Source organism: Vibrio kanaloae (assembly GCF_024347535.1).
Lineage (GTDB): Bacteria > Pseudomonadota > Gammaproteobacteria > Enterobacterales > Vibrionaceae > Vibrio > Vibrio kanaloae.
Genome location: NZ_AP025498.1, coordinates 290862 through 310458 on the forward strand (window position 1 = coordinate 290862; position 19597 = coordinate 310458).

The 19597-nt window shown below is 43.9% G+C and carries 18 protein-coding genes; 8 read left to right on the forward strand and 10 right to left on the reverse strand.

Annotated elements, in window-relative coordinates; all coding sequences use genetic code 11:
• Nucleotides 1-88: 88 nt before the first annotated feature.
• The 3 genes from OCV24_RS15595 to OCV24_RS15605 form a co-directional block, all read right to left on the reverse strand.
• On the reverse strand, nucleotides 89-475 hold the full coding sequence (locus OCV24_RS15595; RefSeq protein WP_017057608.1) for an MAPEG family protein: 387 nt from the start codon (nucleotides 473-475) through the stop codon (nucleotides 89-91).
• A gap of 610 nt (nucleotides 476-1085) precedes the next feature.
• Entirely contained in the window at nucleotides 1086-1553 is a 468-nt protein-coding gene (locus tag OCV24_RS15600; RefSeq protein ID WP_017057609.1) for a YjiG family protein, read from the reverse strand.
• A complete protein-coding gene (locus OCV24_RS15605) occupies nucleotides 1553-2290 on the reverse strand; it encodes a nucleoside recognition domain-containing protein (protein WP_046223009.1) in 738 nt (245 codons plus the stop codon). Before OCV24_RS15605 ends, OCV24_RS15600 begins: the two co-directional genes overlap by 1 nt.
• Nucleotides 2291-2668: 378 nt before the next feature.
• Between OCV24_RS15605 and nhaD the strand changes: the two genes are divergently transcribed.
• Nucleotides 2669-4108, forward strand: a complete 1440-nt coding sequence (gene nhaD / locus OCV24_RS15610; RefSeq protein WP_017057611.1) for a sodium:proton antiporter NhaD — start codon at nucleotides 2669-2671, stop codon at nucleotides 4106-4108.
• On the opposite strand, the gene OCV24_RS15615 is transcribed toward nhaD, so the two are convergent.
• The 3 genes from OCV24_RS15615 to OCV24_RS15625 all read right to left on the reverse strand — a co-directional run bounded on the left by OCV24_RS15615 (nucleotide 4105) and on the right by OCV24_RS15625 (nucleotide 6609).
• Nucleotides 4105-4491, reverse strand: coding sequence for a hypothetical protein (locus tag OCV24_RS15615; RefSeq protein ID WP_017057612.1), 387 nt, complete (start codon nucleotides 4489-4491; stop codon nucleotides 4105-4107). The genes nhaD and OCV24_RS15615 overlap by 4 nt on opposite strands.
• Before the next feature lie 161 nt (nucleotides 4492-4652).
• Nucleotides 4653-5135 (reverse strand): methylated-DNA--[protein]-cysteine S-methyltransferase, encoded by a 483-nt coding sequence (locus OCV24_RS15620; protein ID WP_017057613.1) that lies wholly within the window; start codon nucleotides 5133-5135, stop codon nucleotides 4653-4655.
• Between the two features lie 25 nt (nucleotides 5136-5160).
• Nucleotides 5161-6609, reverse strand: coding sequence for an AlkA N-terminal domain-containing protein (locus OCV24_RS15625; RefSeq protein ID WP_017057614.1), 1449 nt, complete (start codon nucleotides 6607-6609; stop codon nucleotides 5161-5163).
• A gap of 232 nt (nucleotides 6610-6841) precedes the next feature.
• Between OCV24_RS15625 and OCV24_RS15630 the strand changes: the two genes are divergently transcribed.
• On the forward strand, nucleotides 6842-7045 hold the full coding sequence (locus OCV24_RS15630; RefSeq protein ID WP_017057615.1) for a hypothetical protein: 204 nt from the start codon (nucleotides 6842-6844) through the stop codon (nucleotides 7043-7045).
• Nucleotides 7046-7237: 192 nt separating this feature from the next.
• Here OCV24_RS15630 and OCV24_RS15635 read toward each other — a convergent pair whose 3' ends face one another.
• Nucleotides 7238-8128 (reverse strand): LysR family transcriptional regulator, encoded by an 891-nt coding sequence (locus tag OCV24_RS15635; protein ID WP_017057616.1) that lies wholly within the window; start codon nucleotides 8126-8128, stop codon nucleotides 7238-7240.
• A 154-nt stretch (nucleotides 8129-8282) separates the two neighbouring features.
• Between OCV24_RS15635 and OCV24_RS15640 the strand changes: the two genes are divergently transcribed.
• Both OCV24_RS15640 and nagB read left to right on the forward strand, forming a co-directional pair.
• Nucleotides 8283-8636 (forward strand): DUF413 domain-containing protein, encoded by a 354-nt coding sequence (locus tag OCV24_RS15640; protein WP_017057617.1) that lies wholly within the window; start codon nucleotides 8283-8285, stop codon nucleotides 8634-8636.
• A 580-nt stretch (nucleotides 8637-9216) separates the two neighbouring features.
• Nucleotides 9217-10017 (forward strand): glucosamine-6-phosphate deaminase, encoded by an 801-nt coding sequence (gene nagB, locus OCV24_RS15645; RefSeq protein ID WP_017057618.1) that lies wholly within the window; start codon nucleotides 9217-9219, stop codon nucleotides 10015-10017.
• A 258-nt stretch (nucleotides 10018-10275) separates the two neighbouring features.
• Here nagB and OCV24_RS15650 read toward each other — a convergent pair whose 3' ends face one another.
• The 3 genes from OCV24_RS15650 to OCV24_RS15660 all read right to left on the reverse strand — a co-directional run bounded on the left by OCV24_RS15650 (nucleotide 10276) and on the right by OCV24_RS15660 (nucleotide 14080).
• On the reverse strand, nucleotides 10276-10812 hold the full coding sequence (locus tag OCV24_RS15650; RefSeq protein ID WP_017057619.1) for an MltR family transcriptional regulator: 537 nt from the start codon (nucleotides 10810-10812) through the stop codon (nucleotides 10276-10278).
• Between the two features lie 50 nt (nucleotides 10813-10862).
• The gene (locus OCV24_RS15655) at nucleotides 10863-12011 is read right to left on the reverse strand and encodes a mannitol-1-phosphate 5-dehydrogenase (protein ID WP_102506416.1); all 1149 of its coding nucleotides are present in this window, start codon (nucleotides 12009-12011) and stop codon (nucleotides 10863-10865) included.
• A 182-nt stretch (nucleotides 12012-12193) separates the two neighbouring features.
• Nucleotides 12194-14080, reverse strand: coding sequence for a PTS mannitol transporter subunit IICBA (locus OCV24_RS15660; protein WP_017057621.1), 1887 nt, complete (start codon nucleotides 14078-14080; stop codon nucleotides 12194-12196).
• Between the two features lie 617 nt (nucleotides 14081-14697).
• Here OCV24_RS15660 and OCV24_RS15665 point away from each other — a divergent pair.
• The 4 genes from OCV24_RS15665 (at nucleotide 14698) to norW (ending at nucleotide 19555) form a co-directional block, all read left to right on the forward strand.
• Nucleotides 14698-15564 (forward strand): glycerol kinase, encoded by an 867-nt coding sequence (locus tag OCV24_RS15665; protein WP_077681131.1) that lies wholly within the window; start codon nucleotides 14698-14700, stop codon nucleotides 15562-15564.
• Nucleotides 15565-15879: 315 nt separating this feature from the next.
• A complete protein-coding gene (locus OCV24_RS15670) occupies nucleotides 15880-16536 on the forward strand; it encodes an NAD(P)H-dependent oxidoreductase (protein ID WP_046223001.1) in 657 nt (218 codons plus the stop codon).
• A gap of 357 nt (nucleotides 16537-16893) precedes the next feature.
• On the forward strand, nucleotides 16894-18393 hold the full coding sequence (norV, locus tag OCV24_RS15675; RefSeq protein WP_150877631.1) for an anaerobic nitric oxide reductase flavorubredoxin: 1500 nt from the start codon (nucleotides 16894-16896) through the stop codon (nucleotides 18391-18393).
• A gap of 1 nt (nucleotide 18394) precedes the next feature.
• Complete coding sequence (gene norW, locus OCV24_RS15680) at nucleotides 18395-19555, forward strand: NADH:flavorubredoxin reductase NorW (RefSeq protein WP_150877629.1); 1161 nt, start codon at nucleotides 18395-18397, stop codon at nucleotides 19553-19555.
• Nucleotides 19556-19597: the final 42 nt, after the last annotated feature.

The following is a 19597-nucleotide window of genomic DNA, read 5'->3' on the forward strand; positions in this document are numbered from 1 at the left end:
TGAGCTAAGATAGGCATCAAGACGTTCAGTATCAAGCCTGCGAGGACAATCGCCCAAGCAGGAGGAAGGCGCAATGCCATAATGCTCCCTAGAACATTTTATCAAAAGGTAGGTAAACTAAGTTTAGGACAATCAAAGAGATCATGCAGATAAGCGTTAGCACCATCCCCACTTTTCGACCTTTCAAGTTCTTCGCCAAAATCCCTTTTGCATGAATCACTCGCCCTAATAAAAACGCGACGCCAAGCACATGAATAAACCATACACTGGCACCATTCATCTCTAGGAAGCCCATCAAGATTACCGTAATTGGAATGTAATCCATTGCGTTACTTTGTGCTGAGCGTACTACCTGCAACGACTCAACACCGCCATCAGCATGAGCGATAAGATTAATACGCCTTTGCTTAATAACTTCGATCGCCAGCCATATCATTAATACTGTCAGCAAAGCTGCGTAAAGTGCTGTAATCATCATCTATCCCTATAAATTGGAGTTTATTCGGCGTATTTTACCCATAGATTCACTGATGGGGTAAACACGTCATGGTATTTATGCCCTAACACCTGTGAGAGATCTCTTACACAGAAGTAAGATATCACAACTAAGCTTCGCAGAAGTTTCCTAAAAAACAACCCCAACCCCTTGTTTTGTATGAATCAACGCATATTTCTTTCAGTTAACGTATTCATTTACTTCTCCAACTCAATTGCGAACAAAGCCTCCTGAGTGTTTAATGTATGTGTCGACAGGGAGTTGGCAGGAACAGGAAAAAGCCTAACGGATTAGGTATCTTCAGGATGAAGATTTGATGACTTAGGATGAGTTATCAGCAAGGAAGTTATGCTCTAGGATAGAGTCACTTATCGGAATGATGAGTTAGCAAGGACACCGCTAGGAAGGCGATGAATTGGATAGGTTAAAGGATTTAACCAGGTCAAGGAACGATGCAGGGAGCATTGGTTACCTATTGAAAGATAAGTAACGCGCAGTAGCAGGATGGCTACAAAAAGAATAGACCCCGTTTTGTGAAAGCCAAACGGGGTTTCCTTTTTATTACGTCTAAAAAGATCTAGAAATCACGTTACAAAATAATGTTCATCAAGAACATTGCACCAAAAGCATTCAATACCGAAATCGCGATCATCACTGGAATGTAACGACCTTCAGTACCAATTGGTCCCATGATACGGCCCATGTACTGCACCTGAGAGCCCATCAAGTAGATAGCAGGCGCCAAAATAGCGATATGGTTGCCGTTCAAGATACCTTGGTCAAACAGCGTGATAACCACACCAACAGCCCCGCCCATCGACATCCACGCACCAATCAGTACCGCTGCCGCTTCGCCAGGTAAACCAAATACCGCCATGATAGGCGCAAACACAGTGCCCATCAGATCCAGTGCACCTGTGATTTGTAATGCCTTGATGATGACGAATGCCATTAGAACATTCGGTACCGTAGAAGTAGTGGCAATTACCCAGCCTTTCTTAGCGCCTTCAACGAAAATATCAGTCACCATTGGTTTCTTTGCTTTAACTTCGCTCATTATGCTACTTCCTCTTCCAGTTTTGGTTCTTTGTCTGATTTTGGTTTGTCTTCTTTACCTTCAGTAATGTTGAGATAAATTCGGAATAGGTTCGCACCAACAAACTTAAAGATAAATATCACGACAACAGCTAAACCAATTGATGAAGTGACAGCAAGAGAGCCGTCCATTGCCGTCAACGTGAACAACACTGCACCTGAAGAGAAAAAGTTAACGATCGCCGCACCCGCCGTAAACTGGAACATGGTGAACACATCGGTTTCACGCTTAGTCAGATGCCCTTCGTCTTTCAGTTGTCTCGTCATCGCAGCACCAGCATCAGTACTTTGCAGCGAAGCGATCAGTGCCAAGCCTGAATTGCCCGGAATCCCCATCAGAGGGCGAAGCAGAGGTGTCAATAGTTTTCGAGCCGCATCCAGTGCACCATAGTGCTCAAGTACGTTGATCATACCCAGTGCAAACATCACGGTCGGAATAAGTGTCAAAGCAAAAATAAAACCGTCACGAGCACCATTTCCGCCTTTGCCTCGCAGTGACGTCGTTGCCGCTTGAATACCATCAGCCGATTCACTCACATCGTAAGCGACCTTACCGAATGAACCGTTGAGCGTTGTAAAATCGAACACCCCATACCATTCATTTGACTGCATGAATCCGGAAAAGAACACAATAGCAAAAGCGAGTGCGATGTAACTACCAACCGTAGTTGGACGATGGTTTTGTGTTGGATTAGTCATAGGAACCTCTATATGCCTTCGTTTATGTGGAACAAAACACATATAGATAGTGCAAGTTAATGATTCGACGATTAATGACCAAAATCAAATAGCATATAAATTCACCCTAAATACCAATAGCGAAACATAAAACTGTGATTTAAATTTAAAGCCAGATTCAAAAACCAAAATAAATTAATAACTCGACATAAAAAACCAACAAAAACCACACCAATAACCTAGCTGTACATAAATAACGAAGCCCTATCGATAGCTTAGCTAAGGCAATCTTTTAATCATAATCTATTGAATTATTAAGATATCTATCACACCCCACGAACTTATTTAGGTCTACGCTTTTACGCGTGTTAATAACTCATTAACTTCGGAGCGTAATCCATGCTAGGTATCCAGCTTTCAGTTGTTCTCTCTTTTTTATTTTTTTCTACTGTGGCAGACGCTGCTACTGCTCAGTTAGGAGAACCTCTCAAGCTCACCAACTCATTTGTTGGTTACCTATCCCTGACCATTTTCGTTGTCGCCTACGTCGTTGTGATGATGGAAGAGTATTTAAAACTGCGGAAATCGAAACCCGTTTTACTTGCTGCTGGTCTCATCTGGATCATCATTGGCTTCACCTACCAAGAACACAACCTCACCGAGGTGGCTAAACAAGCACTCGAACATAACTTACTCGAATACGCCGAATTACTGCTTTTCCTGTTGGTCGCGATGACGTACATCAGCGCAATGGAAGAAAGAAGGCTGTTTGATGCACTTCAGGCATGGATGGTAGGTAAAGGCTTTAACTTCCGATCTCTATTTTGGTTAACCGGTATTCTGGCCTTCTTTATCTCCCCGATTGCCGACAACCTCACCACCGCTTTATTAATGTGTGCCGTCGTTCTAAAGGTTGCAGGGTCAAATCCAAAATTCGTAAACCTTGCCTGTGTGAATATCGTGATAGCAGCCAATGCTGGCGGCGCATTCAGTCCGTTTGGGGATATCACAACGCTGATGGTATGGCAGGCAGGCTACGTGAGTTTTAGCGAGTTTGTTCCCCTATTTATTCCTTCAGTCATGAACTATGTGGTTCCAGCCTTAATCATGTCATATTTCGTTCCCACAACTCAGCCCGATACCGTGCACCAACATATCGAGTTAAAACGTGGAGCAAGAAGGATCGTATTTTTATTCATCATGACGATTGCCACAGCTGTCGCTTTCCACGCCGTGATTCACTTTCCTCCCGTCATGGGTATGATGATGGGCCTCGCCTATCTTCAGTTCTTTGGTTATTACTTGCGTAAAACCTTACCCAACTCACTCGCCCAGAAAAAAGCGATGGCGATTGCCAACAACGACGAAGGCGCACTCAAGCGATTAGGCTCAGTCGTACCATTTGATGTATTTAGAAGAGTATCTCATGCCGAGTGGGACACATTATTGTTCTTCTACGGCGTCGTAATGTGTGTCGGTGGTTTAAGTCTGCTTGGGTATTTGGAACTTGCTTCTGGAGTAATGTACAGCCAATGGGATCCAATTTGGGCCAATATCATGGTGGGGATCTTGTCCGCGATTGTCGACAACATTCCGGTTATGTTTGCGGTGTTATCAATGGAGCCTCAAATGTCGATAGGTAACTGGTTATTGATTACCTTAACGGCAGGGGTTGGCGGTAGCTTATTATCGATTGGTAGCGCGGCGGGCGTGGCATTAATGGGGGCGGCACACGGAAAATATACCTTCTTTGGTCATTTGAAGTGGATGCCAGCGATCATGATTGGCTACGTGGCCAGTATTGCTGCTCACTTGTGGTTGAATGGTGGCCTTTTCTAATTCAATGGACCTTTCTGCGGCTTCTCAACTCGTGTCCAGACATTGCTTAACTGTATTGCTGGGCACATATTGCAGGTAAGTACTTCACCTTGATGCTGAACTCGCATCACCAAGTCTGAATCAGTTCGGCTGCTTCCGGAATTTAATTCAATGATGACCAAATCATCGTCGACGCTATAACTGCGTGTAACCGTGTTATCCGTGGTTTGATAGGTCACTTTCCCCGACTCAAAAAGCAGATAGCTGTCGCTGTCAGCATTTTCATACATACCTGTGAACAAAACCAACTGTGGTACTTCGAAAGGGCGAGTGGTATCCGTTAAGCAACCCGTCAGTAATAACACGCTACTGCAGCTGAACATAAGTGATTGATAGCGATTCATTTGGGCATCCTTGCCTAAAGCACATGATAAAAGGATATGCAACCAAACAAGGATTTTCCAGAAAACGACAATTTTATTGCGAAGTTACCACTTGAATACCCCTTGTTCTACAGCTTTGATTGACAGGGTTTCGTCAACAAAAATCCCTATAGAAGAATCCTCTAACTTTCCTCTCTTCCTTCAATCACCAACAAGCGCTGTTTACGTTCGACACCGCCCGCATAACCTGTCAGCTTACCATTTTTGCCAATCACTCGGTGACACGGCACAATCACTGACACTGGATTTTTGCCATTCGCCAAACCAACCGCACGCACCGCTTTCGGGTTACCAATCGCGTCAGCCAATTGGGCATAACTCCATGTTTCTCCATAAGGGATTGTCGTGAGCGCTTGCCAAACCGATTGCTGGAACGGAGTTCCCTTCGCAGCGATCGGCACATCAAACTGAATGACCTCACCAGCAAAATAACGATTAAGTTGCTCAGCAACCAATTCGAAGATCGGAAAGCTATCATCTTGAATACCCAACTGATCTGGCTTTGTGGTATGGATTTCAAACCAAGCGCCAAGCAAACCTTGCTCATTGGCCTGCAAAGTAATGATGCCTAACGGGCTCTCATAATAAGTAAAACGATTAGCCATGATATCTCCTAGCTTAGTATTCCGATTAAGATTGATTCCAACAATGGAATGTAGCGTAACTGCCCCATGGCGACACGCTTTGTGCATTAATGGCAGGACGATGCTCGATAAATTTCTTTACGACCAAATCGCCCACTAGCAAATGGTTAGGTTCACTTAAGCCTCGAAGCAACGCATATTGAATCGTCCAAGGTCCAATGCCTTTTAGGTCAATCCACTGAGAAGGATGCTCGGCTTCGTTGTTTACCATGTATTCGGCAAAACGCTTGAGGGTGTCCTTGCGGCTTCCCGGCATTCTTAAGAAACTCACATCTGCATCGGCTATCTGTTGCGGTGTTGGGAAATACGCTTTGTCTTGTATTCCAAACGGCTCCTGTGAATCGACAGGCGCTGGTGAATCAACAGACTCTTGCGTATCAGTATCCCCATGTAAGCCAGAAAGCTCACGCACCAACAAATTTAGTTGGCCAATCGCTGCGGTGACCGAGACTTGTTGCCCAAGAATAGCTCTGACCCCAGCCTCCCAAGCACTCCATACTCCAGGGATACGAATACCACTTTTAGCGACTAGAGTAGGATCGATAGTGGTAAAAAATGTTTCGACCTTTGCAATGTCGACATCTAGGTCAAACATACGTCGAATGTTAGCAATCAAGCTTCTTAATTGGCTTATATCGCCCAACTCAAATTCAATATCTAATCGGCTCTCTGTCACTAGCGTGGCCTTGAACCAGCCCCTCGAACCGTTCACATTCACCGTGCGCTGGTAATAGTCCTCGCCTACTTCTTCTAAGCCTTCAATCATTCGTCGTCGATAGAAAGCCAACAAATAGTTCCAGTCCAGCGGGCCGTGAAAACTTAACTGGATATGATTACTTAGGCTGTTATTTGGCTTGGCTCTTCGGATTTGACTTGGCGAAAGCTTCAGCTCTTTTAGAAAGGCATCATTGAAGCGGCGCGTGCTATTAAAACCACTCGCAAAGCCCACATCGGTAATGCTCATGCTGCTGGTATGCAGTAACTGCTTGGCAAACATCAATTGGCTATAAAGGCTATATTGCTTCGGTGACACCCCGATGTAATTGTCAAATAGGGTTCGCAGATAACGATCTGAAATACCCAATCGAGTAGCAAGGTCGACAATTGATCCTGAATTCAGTGCGCCGTTATCGATTAATTGCATAGCTCGCAGAAAGGTAGTCTCAACCCCTTTCCATGCTGGAGAGAAAGGCGCGCTGTCTGGGCGACAACGTAAGCAAGGGCGATACCCCGCCTTCAAAGCTTGAGCTTGATGAGAAAAGTATTCGACATTTTCTTCTTTGGGCGGGCTTGCTGGGCAAATAGGTCGACAAAAAATGCCCGTGGTTTTCACCGCAGTAAAAAACATCCCATCAAAACGAGCATCTCGTGCATAACGAGCTAAATGGCATTGCTCACTCGTTAATGTACTGTTGTGATGAATAGTTTTCGACATGTCGTACTTTCCCGTTAATCATAACCTTCATTCTGATAACTAAAAGTTTACCGTGAACTGCCATTGTCGCTAGCCATTTTCGGAAGCTAAGGTCAGATAAATCACAAAAAAAGTTTTAATTTTATTCAATTAGACTAAATTTAACCTAGAGAAGGTATTCTTCTCACAACGTCAACGATAAGTACTTAGCACGCCAAGATGTAGAGACTTATCGAATAAAAGGAAAAAGGCTATGGTTTTGCACACGTGTCGTATTGTTTTATCAAACCAACAAGTTCTCACCAGTCAATCAGTTGAACAATCTCTCAGCTTTCTTGAAGATAAAGCGAGCAACGGGATTTCTAAGATTGAAATAGACGCAACCGATGGAAATCAGATTCATTCATATCTGTCTCACTCTCTTGAAGAGTCCATTGAGAACTTAATGAACCTGTAGCTCCTTGAAAGAAAGCATAGCGATTTTAGAACATGATGCTTTAAAAAACTTGGCACCGTGATAACTAGGTGCCTTGGAATAGGTTACAGATACCAGGCTTAAACTGGTTTAAAAACAAAAATGGCTCTCTTGAGAGCCATTTTTTATAGAATAAGCTTTTTATTTTATCAGCATAGTAACAAATGAATACTACTATTCAGGCGCTTGTTCAGCGGCTTGTTGCAACGTATATGCAGTCGATGGGTCAATCTCATTAACCAATTTCTCGACCTGCATGATCGCGTCAACCGAAGTGCTACTTTTACGGTAACTCAGGTAAATTGGGCGATACCAGTCTTCAACCCCTTTCACCTTGTGTAGCTGGCCAGAGTCGATAAAAGGCTCAACTAGAGATACTGGCAAATACGCACTGCCGCCTTTCTCTAAAATGAAATCCAGGGCAATGCGGGCTGTCGAAGTACGTAGATACGGTGCCGGTACTTTAGGGTGACGCTCTGCGTGTTCAGAACCAAAACGCGTTCCCCAGTCGACATAAACGTATTTATGTTGGAATACAGATTCCAGATCATCCTGTTGCGTTGATACCAGCACCAAAACCAAATCTGCGACTTTTTTACAGTTTAGCTCTTCTGCTTTGATCTGATCTAAAGCAAAAGCCATATCTAAGGTTCGCTCTAACAAGTGACGGTTGAGCTGCTCACGCCCCATCACCTCTGCCATAAAGCCGTAGCCACCCAAGGAATCGGTCACAACACTCAAACAGTTTTGTAAATACGCATCCCAAATATTCGGCGTGCCACCCAACGTTAGCTGCAAGGCTTTCCCACTTTCCAACGACAGCTCAAATTTAGCTTGTTGTAAGGTAGAAACCATCACTTCAGCATAACCAATCAAACGTTCACCAGAGGAAGTAAGCTTAATATTGTTGCGGTCACGAATAAAAAGCTGAGTATCAAAATAGCCTTCTAGCTGTTTAATTCTCGCACTCACTGCGGCTTGCGTTAAATACAAGTTTTCTGCTGCACGCCCAAAATGGCGTACTCTTGCAACCTCAAGAAAGGTTCTAAATACTTTCACATCCATCAAATGCATCTCTGTAATAAATCTGCTAACTAGCCGATCTAGAATTGTTTATCGTAAAGGCAAAAACATTTTGTTTCCCATTGTAGCCTTTTAACAATATGTTCGCGTGAACAATAAACACTAATTTCTATCTAACCACATTACTGAGGCTGATATGTCTGAGACCGAATTCCGACACGGAAAAAAACGTTTTTATGACACCACTAAATTCCCACGAGGGTTCGCTAAATCAGGTAATTTTACTCTTTCAGAAGAGGAAGTCCTGACCTTATTTGGTGACACAATGCTAGCACTTGAGACTGGTGAGTTAACGCCAACCAATGCTGAAGAAAAACATTTCTTAAAAGTGCTGTCTCACCCTCATAAGGCTAAGTCAAAGTTAGAGCGTGTTTGGTTGAAATACATTCAACTGGCTCGTGGACGCCGTCGCTTTCATACCCTAAACGGCTGCAAACGTGGCGAAGTGTCTAGAGAAGAATACGAAAGTGAGTTAGTGTTAGAAGATTAGTAAAAACGCTCAAGGTGATACCTCATCACTTTGGGCTTTTTTTTACCTTCTATTTTTATCTTCAAACACGATTTTTCTTCGTAGTTGGTCAGTTTAGCTAACCTGCTTGGTTTTACCTATATTTATAGATAATTCATAACGATAGCGTGAACAGACCTCTGTTCTCACACAATTTCACGGGTATCAGACCCAATTAGGATCATCATTCTTCACCCTGCTGTTTCCTTTTATCACGATAGCGCTACATTGCCACCATTATTTTGCTGCCTCAACTATACTTTCAAAGCTCGTTATTACACTGAAGATCTTTAATACGCCAAAGCTATTTAATAGGTTGAAACGCACTGACCCTTTTAGGCACTGAATCAAATCAACATTCCTGTATATGACAAGCGTATTAATCTTGTTTAACGCCACCAAATATCCATACAGTAATTGTGCAATTTTGAGCGTTCTAGTCACAGATACGAGGAAAAAAGTAAAAACTTGACCTAAAACAATAGCAGAACTTGATAACTTATTTTATAATGCGAATTAATGTTTCAGAACACTGTAAATTTAATTTCTAGGGGCAAAATCAATGAGACTTATTCCATTAAGCAACAAAGCTAAAGTAGGTAAATGGGCTGCTCGTCATATCGCAGATTCTATCAACAAATTCGCTCCAACTGCTGAGCGTCCATTTGTACTAGGTCTTCCTACAGGTAGCACACCTCTAACTACTTATGCTGAGTTAATTGAACTTTACAAAGCTGGCGAAGTAAGCTTCAAGCACGTTGTAACATTCAACATGGATGAGTACGTTGGTATCGACCCAAACCACCCAGAGTCTTACCGCACATTCATGCATGAGAACTTCTTCAACCACGTTGATATCCAAGCAGAAAACATCAACCTGCTAGACGGCAAAGCTGAAGACATCGATGCTCACTGTGCAGCATACGAAGAGAAAATCCGTTCATACGGCAAAATCAACCTGTTCATGGGCGGCGTAGGCATCGACGGTCACATCGCATTCAACGAACCAGGTTCTTCTCTATCTTCACGCACTCGTATCAAGACGTTGACTGAAGACACTCGTATTGCCAACTCTCGTTTCTTCGATGGCGACATCAACCAAGTTCCTAAATACGCATTAACTATCGGTGTTGCTACTCTTCTAGACGCTGAAGAAGTAATGATCCTTTCTCTAGGCCACAACAAAGCGCAAGCGCTTCAAATGGCTATCGAAGGTTCTGTAAACCACATGTGGACGGTTACCGCTCTACAGATGCACCGTAAAGCGATCATCGTTGCTGATGAGCCAGCTCAACAAGAGCTAAAAGTTAAGACTCTACGCTACTTCCAAGAGCTAGAAGCTGAGAACATCCAAGACCTATAATCCGCATAGTCTTGAATAGAAAGGCGTTTTTATAAAGAGAGCGTCTTGAATAAAAAAAGCCACTGAATGTGGCTTTTTTGTGCGCGTTGATTTTGTGTTTAATGGGAAGAGGTTTCGGATATTTTTAGAGGCACAAAAACAACAAAGCGATTTCTCCAACGAGAGAAACCGCCATCATTTTAAACTTTGTATTGAAACGAACGAACAGCTACTAGATGTGTAGGATGTTAAACAAGTAAGCAAGGCTGCAAACTAGCGCTAAGAGCTCAGCGCGTTATCTCGGCATAGGGTAGTGATAATGTCAGTGATAGCCAATATGATCGTCGACTTCACCTTTTGATTATGTCGCCCCAAGAACATTTCAAGCATTGGGCCAGACATCGTTTCCACCATCTCCGCGTCATATTCGATAGGCATAATACGCTGAATCGCGTGCACCTTGTTGAGCTCAAATATCACATCAACTTCTGTAAAGCTGGTGTCTTCACCCTGTATTTTCGCCCACTCTTTCAAGGTAACGAAAACCTCGAGATCGTCGTAGAGTTCTTTACTGATCACGCCAAGCCCAAGTAGCAACTTAGCACGAATCATGATCTCGCCTAACGGCCCACCACTGTTGAGAAGTGGTTCGACAACGAACTTAATTGCAGTGTCGTCTTTCTTAAAGATGTTCTTTAATACGGCATCTACCGTGTCGTCCAATGCATCATAAGCCGCCATTAGGCAGGCGCCAGCACTCTCAGCTTCCGAAAGGGCTTCGAGTAATTCAGTTTCATGGCTAGTTTGTATTGGCATAACGGCTCGAGAATAAGAAAGTGTCACAGGTGTGACACTTTGATGGTTTATCATTTCAATGCTAGATAAGCTTGTTCCGCTAGTTTAACAACTTCTGAGTCACTATTCAGCTCAGAATAATGCGCTAATGTCTCAGCAAAGCCTTTTTCTGCGAACATTGCTTGAAGTTCAACCGCTTGAGGGTCATCTTCGTTCTTGTAATGGAACGCAGCAGCGATTGCTTTTACTAGGTGAATATTCGGTAGACCGTATTCTAGCGTACCGTTTAATGGTTTAACTAGACGGTCTTGCGGGCTCAGTTTACGAATTGGCTGACGACCAACGCGGTCTACTTCATCACGTAGGAACGGGTTAGCAAAACGACCTAGAATCTTTTGGATGTAGGCAGCGTGAGCTTCTGGATCAAAGCCGTAACGCTTAATCAGAACCGCACCACTCTCTTCCATCGTCGCTGTTACTTCAGCGCGAATTACATCATCTTCGATAGAGTCTTTGATTGTCTCGTGACCTGCAAGCACACCAAGGTATGCCGTTACCAAGTGACCTGTGTTTAGCGTGAACAGTTTACGCTCGACGAAAGCCATTAGGTTGTCAGTGCATTCCATACCTGGGATGTTTGGAATCTCACCTTTAAATTGTGTTTGATCTACGATCCACTCGCTGAACGTTTCAACCGTTACCGCTAGAGGGTCTGTTTCGCCTGCTTCTGCCGGTGGAACAATACGGTCAACTGCAGAATCAACAAAGCCAATGTGCTCTTCAGTGAACGCTTTCATTTCATCAGAAAGGTGCTCTAACACGGCTGCTTTTAATTGGCTTGTACCGCGAACCATGTTCTCTGCCGCGATGATGTTCATTGGTGCAGTGTTGTTTGCTGCTGCACGTTTTTCAATGCCTTGAGCGATAGACTTAGAGATGATTTTAAGAACCGTAGGACCCACTGCTGTCGTCACAAGATCAGACTCAGCAATGCAATCTACTACTGCGCTTGTCGCTGAGTTAACTGCTGTCACGTTCTTAACAACTTCGACAACACACTCTTCGCCAACGATCTTAACTGGGTATTCTTGGCGTTCAATTAACGCATTTACAACCGTTTCATTTACGTCAGCAAACGTAACCTTCATACCAGCATCAGAAAGAAGCTTACCAATGAAACCACGACCGATATTACCTGCACCAAAATGTAACGCTTTCATAATTTTGACCTTATAAATATTTGAATCTAGATAGCTAACTGCTCAACAACATGCCTTTACGATGTGCCCTAGACATTAAGCAGTAAGCTATTCAGACTGAATCTTTTAGAAAGATTAAGACCGAAAATGAGGCCAGTAGGGGGATACCGGCCTCCTTCACTCAGGAGCTTGACTAGAGCTTTTTAGTTTCCGTTGAGAATACGTAGAACATCAGCAGGGTTTGTTGTGTTCTGTAGGCATTCCACAGCTTCTTCATCATCGAGTGAATTGGTAATAGCCATCAGAACCATGTTGTGCTCATCGCCTTGTGCGGCAATACCGATAACCATCTTCGCGATATCATCTTCATCTTCGCCCCACTGAATACCTTCAGGGTACTGACAGAAAACGATGCCGGTTTTTTGTACGTACTGTTTCGCTTCGATTGTGCCGTGCGGTACTGCGATAGACTCACCTAGGTAAGTAGACACAAGCTCTTCACGAGCAAACATGCCGTCTACGTATTCTGGTGATACGTTGCCAAGTTTTACTAATTGTTCGCCAGCAAACTTGATTGCGTCTTCTTTTTGAGTCGCTTTTAGGCCAAGGAAAATGCTGTCGTCAGTGAGTGCTAACTTGTTGACTTCTTGTGCTGGAGCCGCTGCAGGAGCTGGAGCTTTTACGTCACCACTTTGTGCTTCTACAAGTTCAGCGACTAGTTGGTCGTATACTGCTGCGTCTAAGAAGTTGTTCAAAGACATGTGCATTGCACCTGGAACGGTGTTACGAGCACGGTCTGTTAAGTCTTTATGTGTAATAACGATTTGCGAATCAGCCGGTAGGTTGTTGATTGCGTAGTTGGTTACCACGATGTCTAGGCCAGCTGTTTCTATTTTCTTACGTAGAAGACCTGCACCCATCGCACTTGAACCCATACCCGCATCACAGGCTACATAGACTGCTTTTACATCCGCTAGGTTGACGTTTGCTTCTGCTGCTGCACCTTTAGAAGACGCTTTCATGTCTTTCATTTGAGCAGAGGCTTTTTCTAGTGAACCTTCGTCGTCACCTTGAGCTGAAGTCTTAAGTAGGATTGAAGCTACGATGAAAGACACAGCCGTTGCAGCGATAACAGAAAGAACCACACCGATGTAAGAGCCTTTAGGTGTCATCAACAATACTGCGAAGATAGAGCCAGGAGATGCTGGGGAGATAAGGCCAGAATCGAACACTACGTTAGTGAATACACCCGTCATACCACCTGCGATTACAGCAAGGATTAGACGTGGGTTCATTAGAACGTAAGGGAAGTAAATTTCGTGGATACCACCTAGGAAGTGGATGATAGATGCACCAGCAGCAGATTGCTTAGCGCTACCTTTACCAAATACCATGTAAGCAAGTAGAAGACCGAAACCAGGACCTGGGTTTGCTTCGATTAGGAAGAAGATAGAACGACCGATTTCTTCAGATTGCTGGATACCTAGTGGAGAGAAGATACCGTGGTTGATTGCGTTGTTTAGGAATAGGATTTTCGCAGGTTCAACAAAGATAGAAGCAAGAGGTAATGCACCCGCTTCAACCATCACGTTCACACCAGCCGCCAGACCAGAAGAAAGCACTTTAACTGCAGGACCAATCACGATGAATGCGATGATTGCGCAGATCATACCAATGATACCCGCAGAGAAGTTGTTCACTAGCATTTCGAAACCACTCTTCACTTTACCGTGAACAGCTTCATCGAATTTTTTAATTGCGATACCACCTAGTGGGCCTACAATCATTGCACCCATAAACATTGGGATATCAGTACCAACGATAACACCCATTGTTGTGATAGCGCCGACTACCGCACCGCGGTCACCACCAACCATTTTACCACCGGTATAACCGATCAATAGTGGTAATAGGTACGTAATCATAGGACCAACCATTGATGCTAACGTTTCGTTAGGCCACCAACCGGTTGGGATGAATAGTGCAGTAATGAAACCCCACGCAATGAATGCGCCGATGTTTGGCATTACCATATTAGATAAGAAACGACCAAAGTTTTGAACCTTGATCTTTGCTTCTGGTGATAACATAGGTAGAACCCCGTATTGTATTGGTTGGTCAAATGACCGAAAGTGTGTGCTCAAAAGTTGATTAAAATGTATCACAACATTTCCAAAATGCACCTCAGCCCAACTTTCGTGACAAACATCACACACAAAAAACACTTTAGGGTTAACAACAATGCCTTAGATCACAAAAATGCCATGAATTTAAATTACAAAGCAAAATTAGTGAGAATAACTCTCATAAACCAACGATCAAGATCACGATTTAACGCGCAACCATTAAAAATAAATAGTGACAATAATCACATTAAACAAAAGAACACTCAATGAAACGATAATAAACGTATAAAAGAACGCCATACAAAGCGCGAAATATACGCACACCCTTGAGTGTGAACTGGCATTATGTAATTTAACTACAAAATAGTAAGGCATAGATCACACTCAAAATTATCCAATCGCATCTTCTCGGTTACACCATTGGCTTATACATCATGCGCACCTTCACCACACTCTTGCAGCAAAAGCTGATCACAACGCACTGCTGTCAGCAGCAAGAGATGTGCTATTGTATTTACCTATTCATATTAACTACCGCCTCAACATGAATCAGCAGATCGCTCTGCTCTTGAGAAAAGACTATGTCAGACAAAATTTCCACATCGGCACTCGCGAAACAAAAAGGCATAGAGGCCAAAGCGCTATTTAGCGATCTAAAGACTGCTGGCTATATTGTGCGTTCACAAGAACGTTGGGTATTGACAGAGCGAGGGGAAAGTTTTGGTGGGGAGTATGTAGAGCACAAAAAGTTTGGTGTCTTTATCGTATGGCCAGAAAAACTGCTCATCGACTTAGACTCATTCTCTGGCAAAACATTAACCGCGACGCAACTTGGCCACGCTTTTGAGCTCAGCGCTAAGAAGATCAACTTATTGCTCAATGAACTTGGGTGGATAAAGAAAGAAGAAAATGGCTGGCACGTCACCTCAACAGGCTTAAAAGCCGGAGGTGAACAAAGAGAAGACAAAGCGACTGAGAATTTATTCGTGGTGTGGCACGATTCGTTGGTTCGTAATAAACGATTAAAGCAATCTGTTGTCGAGTTTTTAGGCCACGATGCAGAAAGCCACTCGACCGATGTATCGTTTTCTAGCTTCCGCCAGAAGTTTGAGGCCAAACACCGAACCTTAGATGGGCACTATGTGCGTTCAAAGGGAGAGCTGATCATCGATAACTGGCTTTATATGGCAGGAGTGGTGCATGCGTACGAACGTCCACTGCCAATATCAAAAGAAGTGATCAGCGATTTTTACCTGCCAAATGGCAAGGTGTACATCCAGTTTTGGGGAACCGATTCTGCCCCTGTCGCTGAAGACAAACGCATTGAAACGAGAGAAACATACGAAGAACACGGCTTCAGCTTAATTGAACTCACCCCAGAAGATATCCCAAACCTAGACAGCGTACTTCCACCATTATTGCGTCAATATGGCATAAAGGCGTACTAAGCGACTGATCTTAGCGCGCCATAACATATCAAGATCACACTTAATCACTTATTATGGACATTATTTACCATAGTGATTTGATATGTTCGCTATTTTTCCCGAGTCATTCTTCTATTATCTTACACCCATCGACTTGAGCTACCGCAGATACTCGATTTTATGGGGGCATGTTCGATAGCCATTTAAGCGTTCAATCTTTTAGAAACTGACTGTTCATCTATAGATATACAGCCTAAATGCGTTATCCGTTTATTGTTGACGCTACTGAACATAAAACCCTACAACATTTATTATTGATAGATATTAGGATTCAACATGACTCATCCAATCATTTCAGATCTAAACACTCGTTACACAGCTAAAAAATACGATGCAGAAAAACGCATCTCTGCGGAAGACATGGAAGTAATCAAAGAAGCACTTCGTTTGTCTGCTTCTTCAATTAACTCTCAGCCTTGGAAATTCATCATCATTGAGAGCGACGCAGCTAAGCAGCGCTTCCACAATACTTTCGAGAACATGTTCCAGTTTAACCAACCGCATGCGAAAGAAGCGTCACATACGATCCTGTTTGCTCACGATCCTAAGTACACTAAAGAGAAATTTGCTAAGCGTGCTGATACAGAAGTAAGCTCTGGTCACCTACCCGCTGAAATGTACGAGCAGTTCTTAGGGGCTTACGCATTCGCAGAAATGAACACAGACGAAACAGGTTTCAACGGTAACTGGACTAAGTCTCAAGTGTACATCGCGCTAGGTAACACAATGCACACACTGGCTCGTCTAGGTATCGCTTCAACGCCTATGGAAGGCGTAGATGCCGCTATGATCGGCGAAGAATTTGCTGACGAACTAGACGGTCATGTTGTTGATGTCGCACTCGCTATCGGCTACCACAAAGACGGCGAAGACTACAACCACGGTAAACCAAAAGCGCGTCTAGCTCTTGATGAAGTGGTTACTACGCTGTAATAGCTCCCATGCGCTATGCATCATGTACCAATAGCTACAGCGCTTTACTCTTTAAAACGCTTTTTCGTTTTACAACATATATTTTTAACAGAACTTCAGACTGTTAAATAACACTGCCTTGTTTTGGCCAGACACTCGTCTGGCCTTTTTTATTCCTGCTATTTAACGACCTAAAGTTGCCCGAATAAAGTTAGTCATAAAGACACTTAATAATCATTTTGATTACACAACATATACAGTCATAAAGACACACCAAAATAGGTGAATCCAAAAAAACCAATGTAAAACAATACATTAAAAAACATGGCACAACTAGTGCAATGATGACCTTAGATATTCAAATAAGGTATTATCATTATGACTATTCACGTTAAATCAAATGTTCACTGGGTTGGCGTCCACGACTGGGAAACCGAGCACTTTCATGGCAAGGAATACCACATGAACAAAGGTACCAGCTATAACTCGTACCTGATCCGTGAAGAGAAAACAGTGCTGGTCGATACCGTTGATCATCGCTTTACTGAGCAATTCCTTGCAAACCTTGAGATGGAAATCGATATCAACGACATCGACTACATCATTTGTCAGCACGCCGAAGAAGACCACTCAGGTGCACTTTCAGCATTATTAGCCAAAATTCCAAACACACCAGTTTACTGTACGGAAGCAGGAGTGAACTCGATTATTGGCCATCACCATCAACCTAACTGGAACTTCAGAACCGTTAAAACTGGCGACACGCTCGATGTGGGTAACGGCAAGCAACTTATCTTTGTTGAGATGAAGATGCTGCACTGGCCAGACTCAATGGCGACCTACCTAACGGGCGACGAAATCCTGTTCAGTAATGATGCATTCGGCCAACACTACTGTGACGAAAACCTATTCAACGACCAGCTAGACCAAGTAGAACTTCATGACCAATGTCTGCGTTACTTTTCGAACATCCTGACGCCTTTCGCGCCTTTGGTGAAAGCGAAGATAGAAGAAGTGTTGAGCTTGGGTGTGCCTATCGATGTTATCGCCACTTCTCACGGTTGTATTTGGCGCGATAACGCAACGCAAATCGTTGAGCAGTATTACGAGTGGTCTAAGGCCTACAAAGAAGATCGTATTACGATTGTCTACGATACCATGTCGAATAATACTCGCATGATGGCCGATGCTATCGCTAAGGGAATACGTAAAGGCAGCCCAGAGACGGCAATCAAGGTGTTCAACATCTCCAAGCACGACAAGAATGACATCCTTGCCAACATCTTTCGCTCAAAGGGCGTACTCGTTGGCTCATCGACCATGAACAATGTGATGATGCCGCAGATCGCAGCGCTGCTCGAAGAGATACACGGTCTGCGTTTCGCAGAAAAAAGAGCCGCAGCCTTTGGTTCTTCAGGTTGGACAGGTGGCGCAGTTAAACGCATCGATGCTCGCCTACGTGAAGCTAATTTCGAAGTCAGCGCACCGCAACACATCCACTGGAAACCAGACACAGACGCCCTTCGCCAATGTATTGATTACGGCATGACACTGGCTGAGGTTTGGCGCGCCGATGCGAACGAGGTTAGTGAGCCTAAACAAGTTGAGCGCAACGTTCAACGTATTGAATCAGCACCGACAAGCCCCCCAACCGAGCTAAAAGACACGGCAGAGCAGAAGCCAGAAGAATCGCAAGACAAGTCAGCACGCAGCGCAGACTGCACTTGCTGGCGCTGTACTGTGTGTGAATGGGTGTACGACCCACAGTTAGGTGAACCGTACCAAGGCGTTGAACCGGGAACACCATGGGCACAAGTGCCAGATGATTTCCTTTGCCCTGAATGCCATTTAGGTAAAGAAGTGTTTGTGGAGAAATAACATGTCGAACATTGTGATTGTGGGTGGTGGTTTCGCCGCCCTACAAACCATAAAGATGCTTCGTAAAGCTGACCAAAACATTACTATTACTATTACTATGGTCACGGCGGACTCTGGTGTTGAATACAGCAAGCCGAACCTTTCGCACGTATTCAGTAATGAGCAAACACCTCAACAGCTCGTGATGAATAATGCTCAGCAATTAGCAAAGCAATATAACGTTGTCATTAAAACCAACGTTTGGGTAAACGAGATTAACACCGAGCAGCAGTTTATTGTCGCTGGCGATGATGTCATCCCCTACTCAAAACTTGTACTAGCGACTGGCGCTACACCCTTTATACCGCCAGCAGAAGGGTTGCTTCCTCAGGCGACCATTACACTAAATAGCTTAGAGGAATTCGAAAGGAGCAAAGCTCAAATTGATGATGCTCAACGAATCACCGTGATTGGCGGAGGATTAATCGGCGTTGAGCTCGCCTTCGACCTTCAAACCGCAGGCAAAGATGTCACCATCATTGAGCCTGCGAGTTACTTGCTAAATAGCCTAGTGCCACCTTTCGTTTCGCTTGAATTGGGAAGGGAACTAACAAAAGCAGGTGTTACCGTCGAAACCGATTCTGCAGTGTGTCGCGCAACTTATCTCCCGGATGGGGTGAGGCTGCAAACAACGTCTTCTCGATTAATCAAGACCGACGTAGTCATCGCTGCTGCTGGGTTAATGCCAAACACCACACTAGCGAAACAAGCGGGCATTGAGGTGAACAGAGGTATCATCGTTAACGAAGCAATGAGAACCAGCATACAAAATGTCTATGCGATTGGTGATTGTACTGAGATTCAAGGCCAAGTAATGGCTTACCTACAACCCGCCGTATTGTCGGCCAGCATATTAGCTAAACAACTCACCACAGGAGAAGGCAAGCTAAGGCTGCCGCATATTATTACTAAGGTAAAAACACCCCGTTATCCTATTCAACTGGCAGGTAGAAATATTCAAACCGTTCAGAGTTGGGAAGCGAGGTTTGACCCGAAAGGGATTATTGCCAAAGGCTTTAATGAATCTAACCAGCTTGTAGGATTTATTGTCACTGGTGAGCACACCCAATCTGCGTTTTCTCTGCTAAAGGAATTACAAATAAGTTCACCGCCACATGCATAAACGCAGTTAAGAAAAGGCAAAGTAGAACAATAAAAAAAACCA

Coding starts and splice junctions, on each gene's coding strand:
- nagB (WP_017057618.1), top strand. CDS start 9,217: ATGAGACTTATTCCATTAAGCAACAAAGCTAAAGTAGGTAAATGGGCT.
- OCV24_RS15665 (WP_077681131.1), top strand. CDS start 14,698: ATGTCAGACAAAATTTCCACATCGGCACTCGCGAAACAAAAAGGCATA.
- norW (WP_150877629.1), top strand. CDS start 18,395: ATGTCGAACATTGTGATTGTGGGTGGTGGTTTCGCCGCCCTACAAACC.
- OCV24_RS15625 (WP_017057614.1), bottom strand. CDS start 6,609: ATGTCGAAAACTATTCATCACAACAGTACATTAACGAGTGAGCAATGC.
- OCV24_RS15620 (WP_017057613.1), bottom strand. CDS start 5,135: ATGGCTAATCGTTTTACTTATTATGAGAGCCCGTTAGGCATCATTACT.
- nhaD (WP_017057611.1), top strand. CDS start 2,669: ATGCTAGGTATCCAGCTTTCAGTTGTTCTCTCTTTTTTATTTTTTTCT.
- OCV24_RS15605 (WP_046223009.1), bottom strand. CDS start 2,290: ATGACTAATCCAACACAAAACCATCGTCCAACTACGGTTGGTAGTTAC.
- norV (WP_150877631.1), top strand. CDS start 16,894: ATGACTATTCACGTTAAATCAAATGTTCACTGGGTTGGCGTCCACGAC.
- OCV24_RS15650 (WP_017057619.1), bottom strand. CDS start 10,812: ATGCCAATACAAACTAGCCATGAAACTGAATTACTCGAAGCCCTTTCG.
- OCV24_RS15615 (WP_017057612.1), bottom strand. CDS start 4,491: ATGAATCGCTATCAATCACTTATGTTCAGCTGCAGTAGCGTGTTATTA.
- OCV24_RS15595 (WP_017057608.1), bottom strand. CDS start 475: ATGATTACAGCACTTTACGCAGCTTTGCTGACAGTATTAATGATATGG.
- OCV24_RS15640 (WP_017057617.1), top strand. CDS start 8,283: ATGTCTGAGACCGAATTCCGACACGGAAAAAAACGTTTTTATGACACC.
- OCV24_RS15660 (WP_017057621.1), bottom strand. CDS start 14,080: ATGTTATCACCAGAAGCAAAGATCAAGGTTCAAAACTTTGGTCGTTTC.
- OCV24_RS15670 (WP_046223001.1), top strand. CDS start 15,880: ATGACTCATCCAATCATTTCAGATCTAAACACTCGTTACACAGCTAAA.
- OCV24_RS15635 (WP_017057616.1), bottom strand. CDS start 8,128: ATGGATGTGAAAGTATTTAGAACCTTTCTTGAGGTTGCAAGAGTACGC.
- OCV24_RS15600 (WP_017057609.1), bottom strand. CDS start 1,553: ATGAGCGAAGTTAAAGCAAAGAAACCAATGGTGACTGATATTTTCGTT.
- OCV24_RS15630 (WP_017057615.1), top strand. CDS start 6,842: ATGGTTTTGCACACGTGTCGTATTGTTTTATCAAACCAACAAGTTCTC.
- OCV24_RS15655 (WP_102506416.1), bottom strand. CDS start 12,011: ATGAAAGCGTTACATTTTGGTGCAGGTAATATCGGTCGTGGTTTCATT.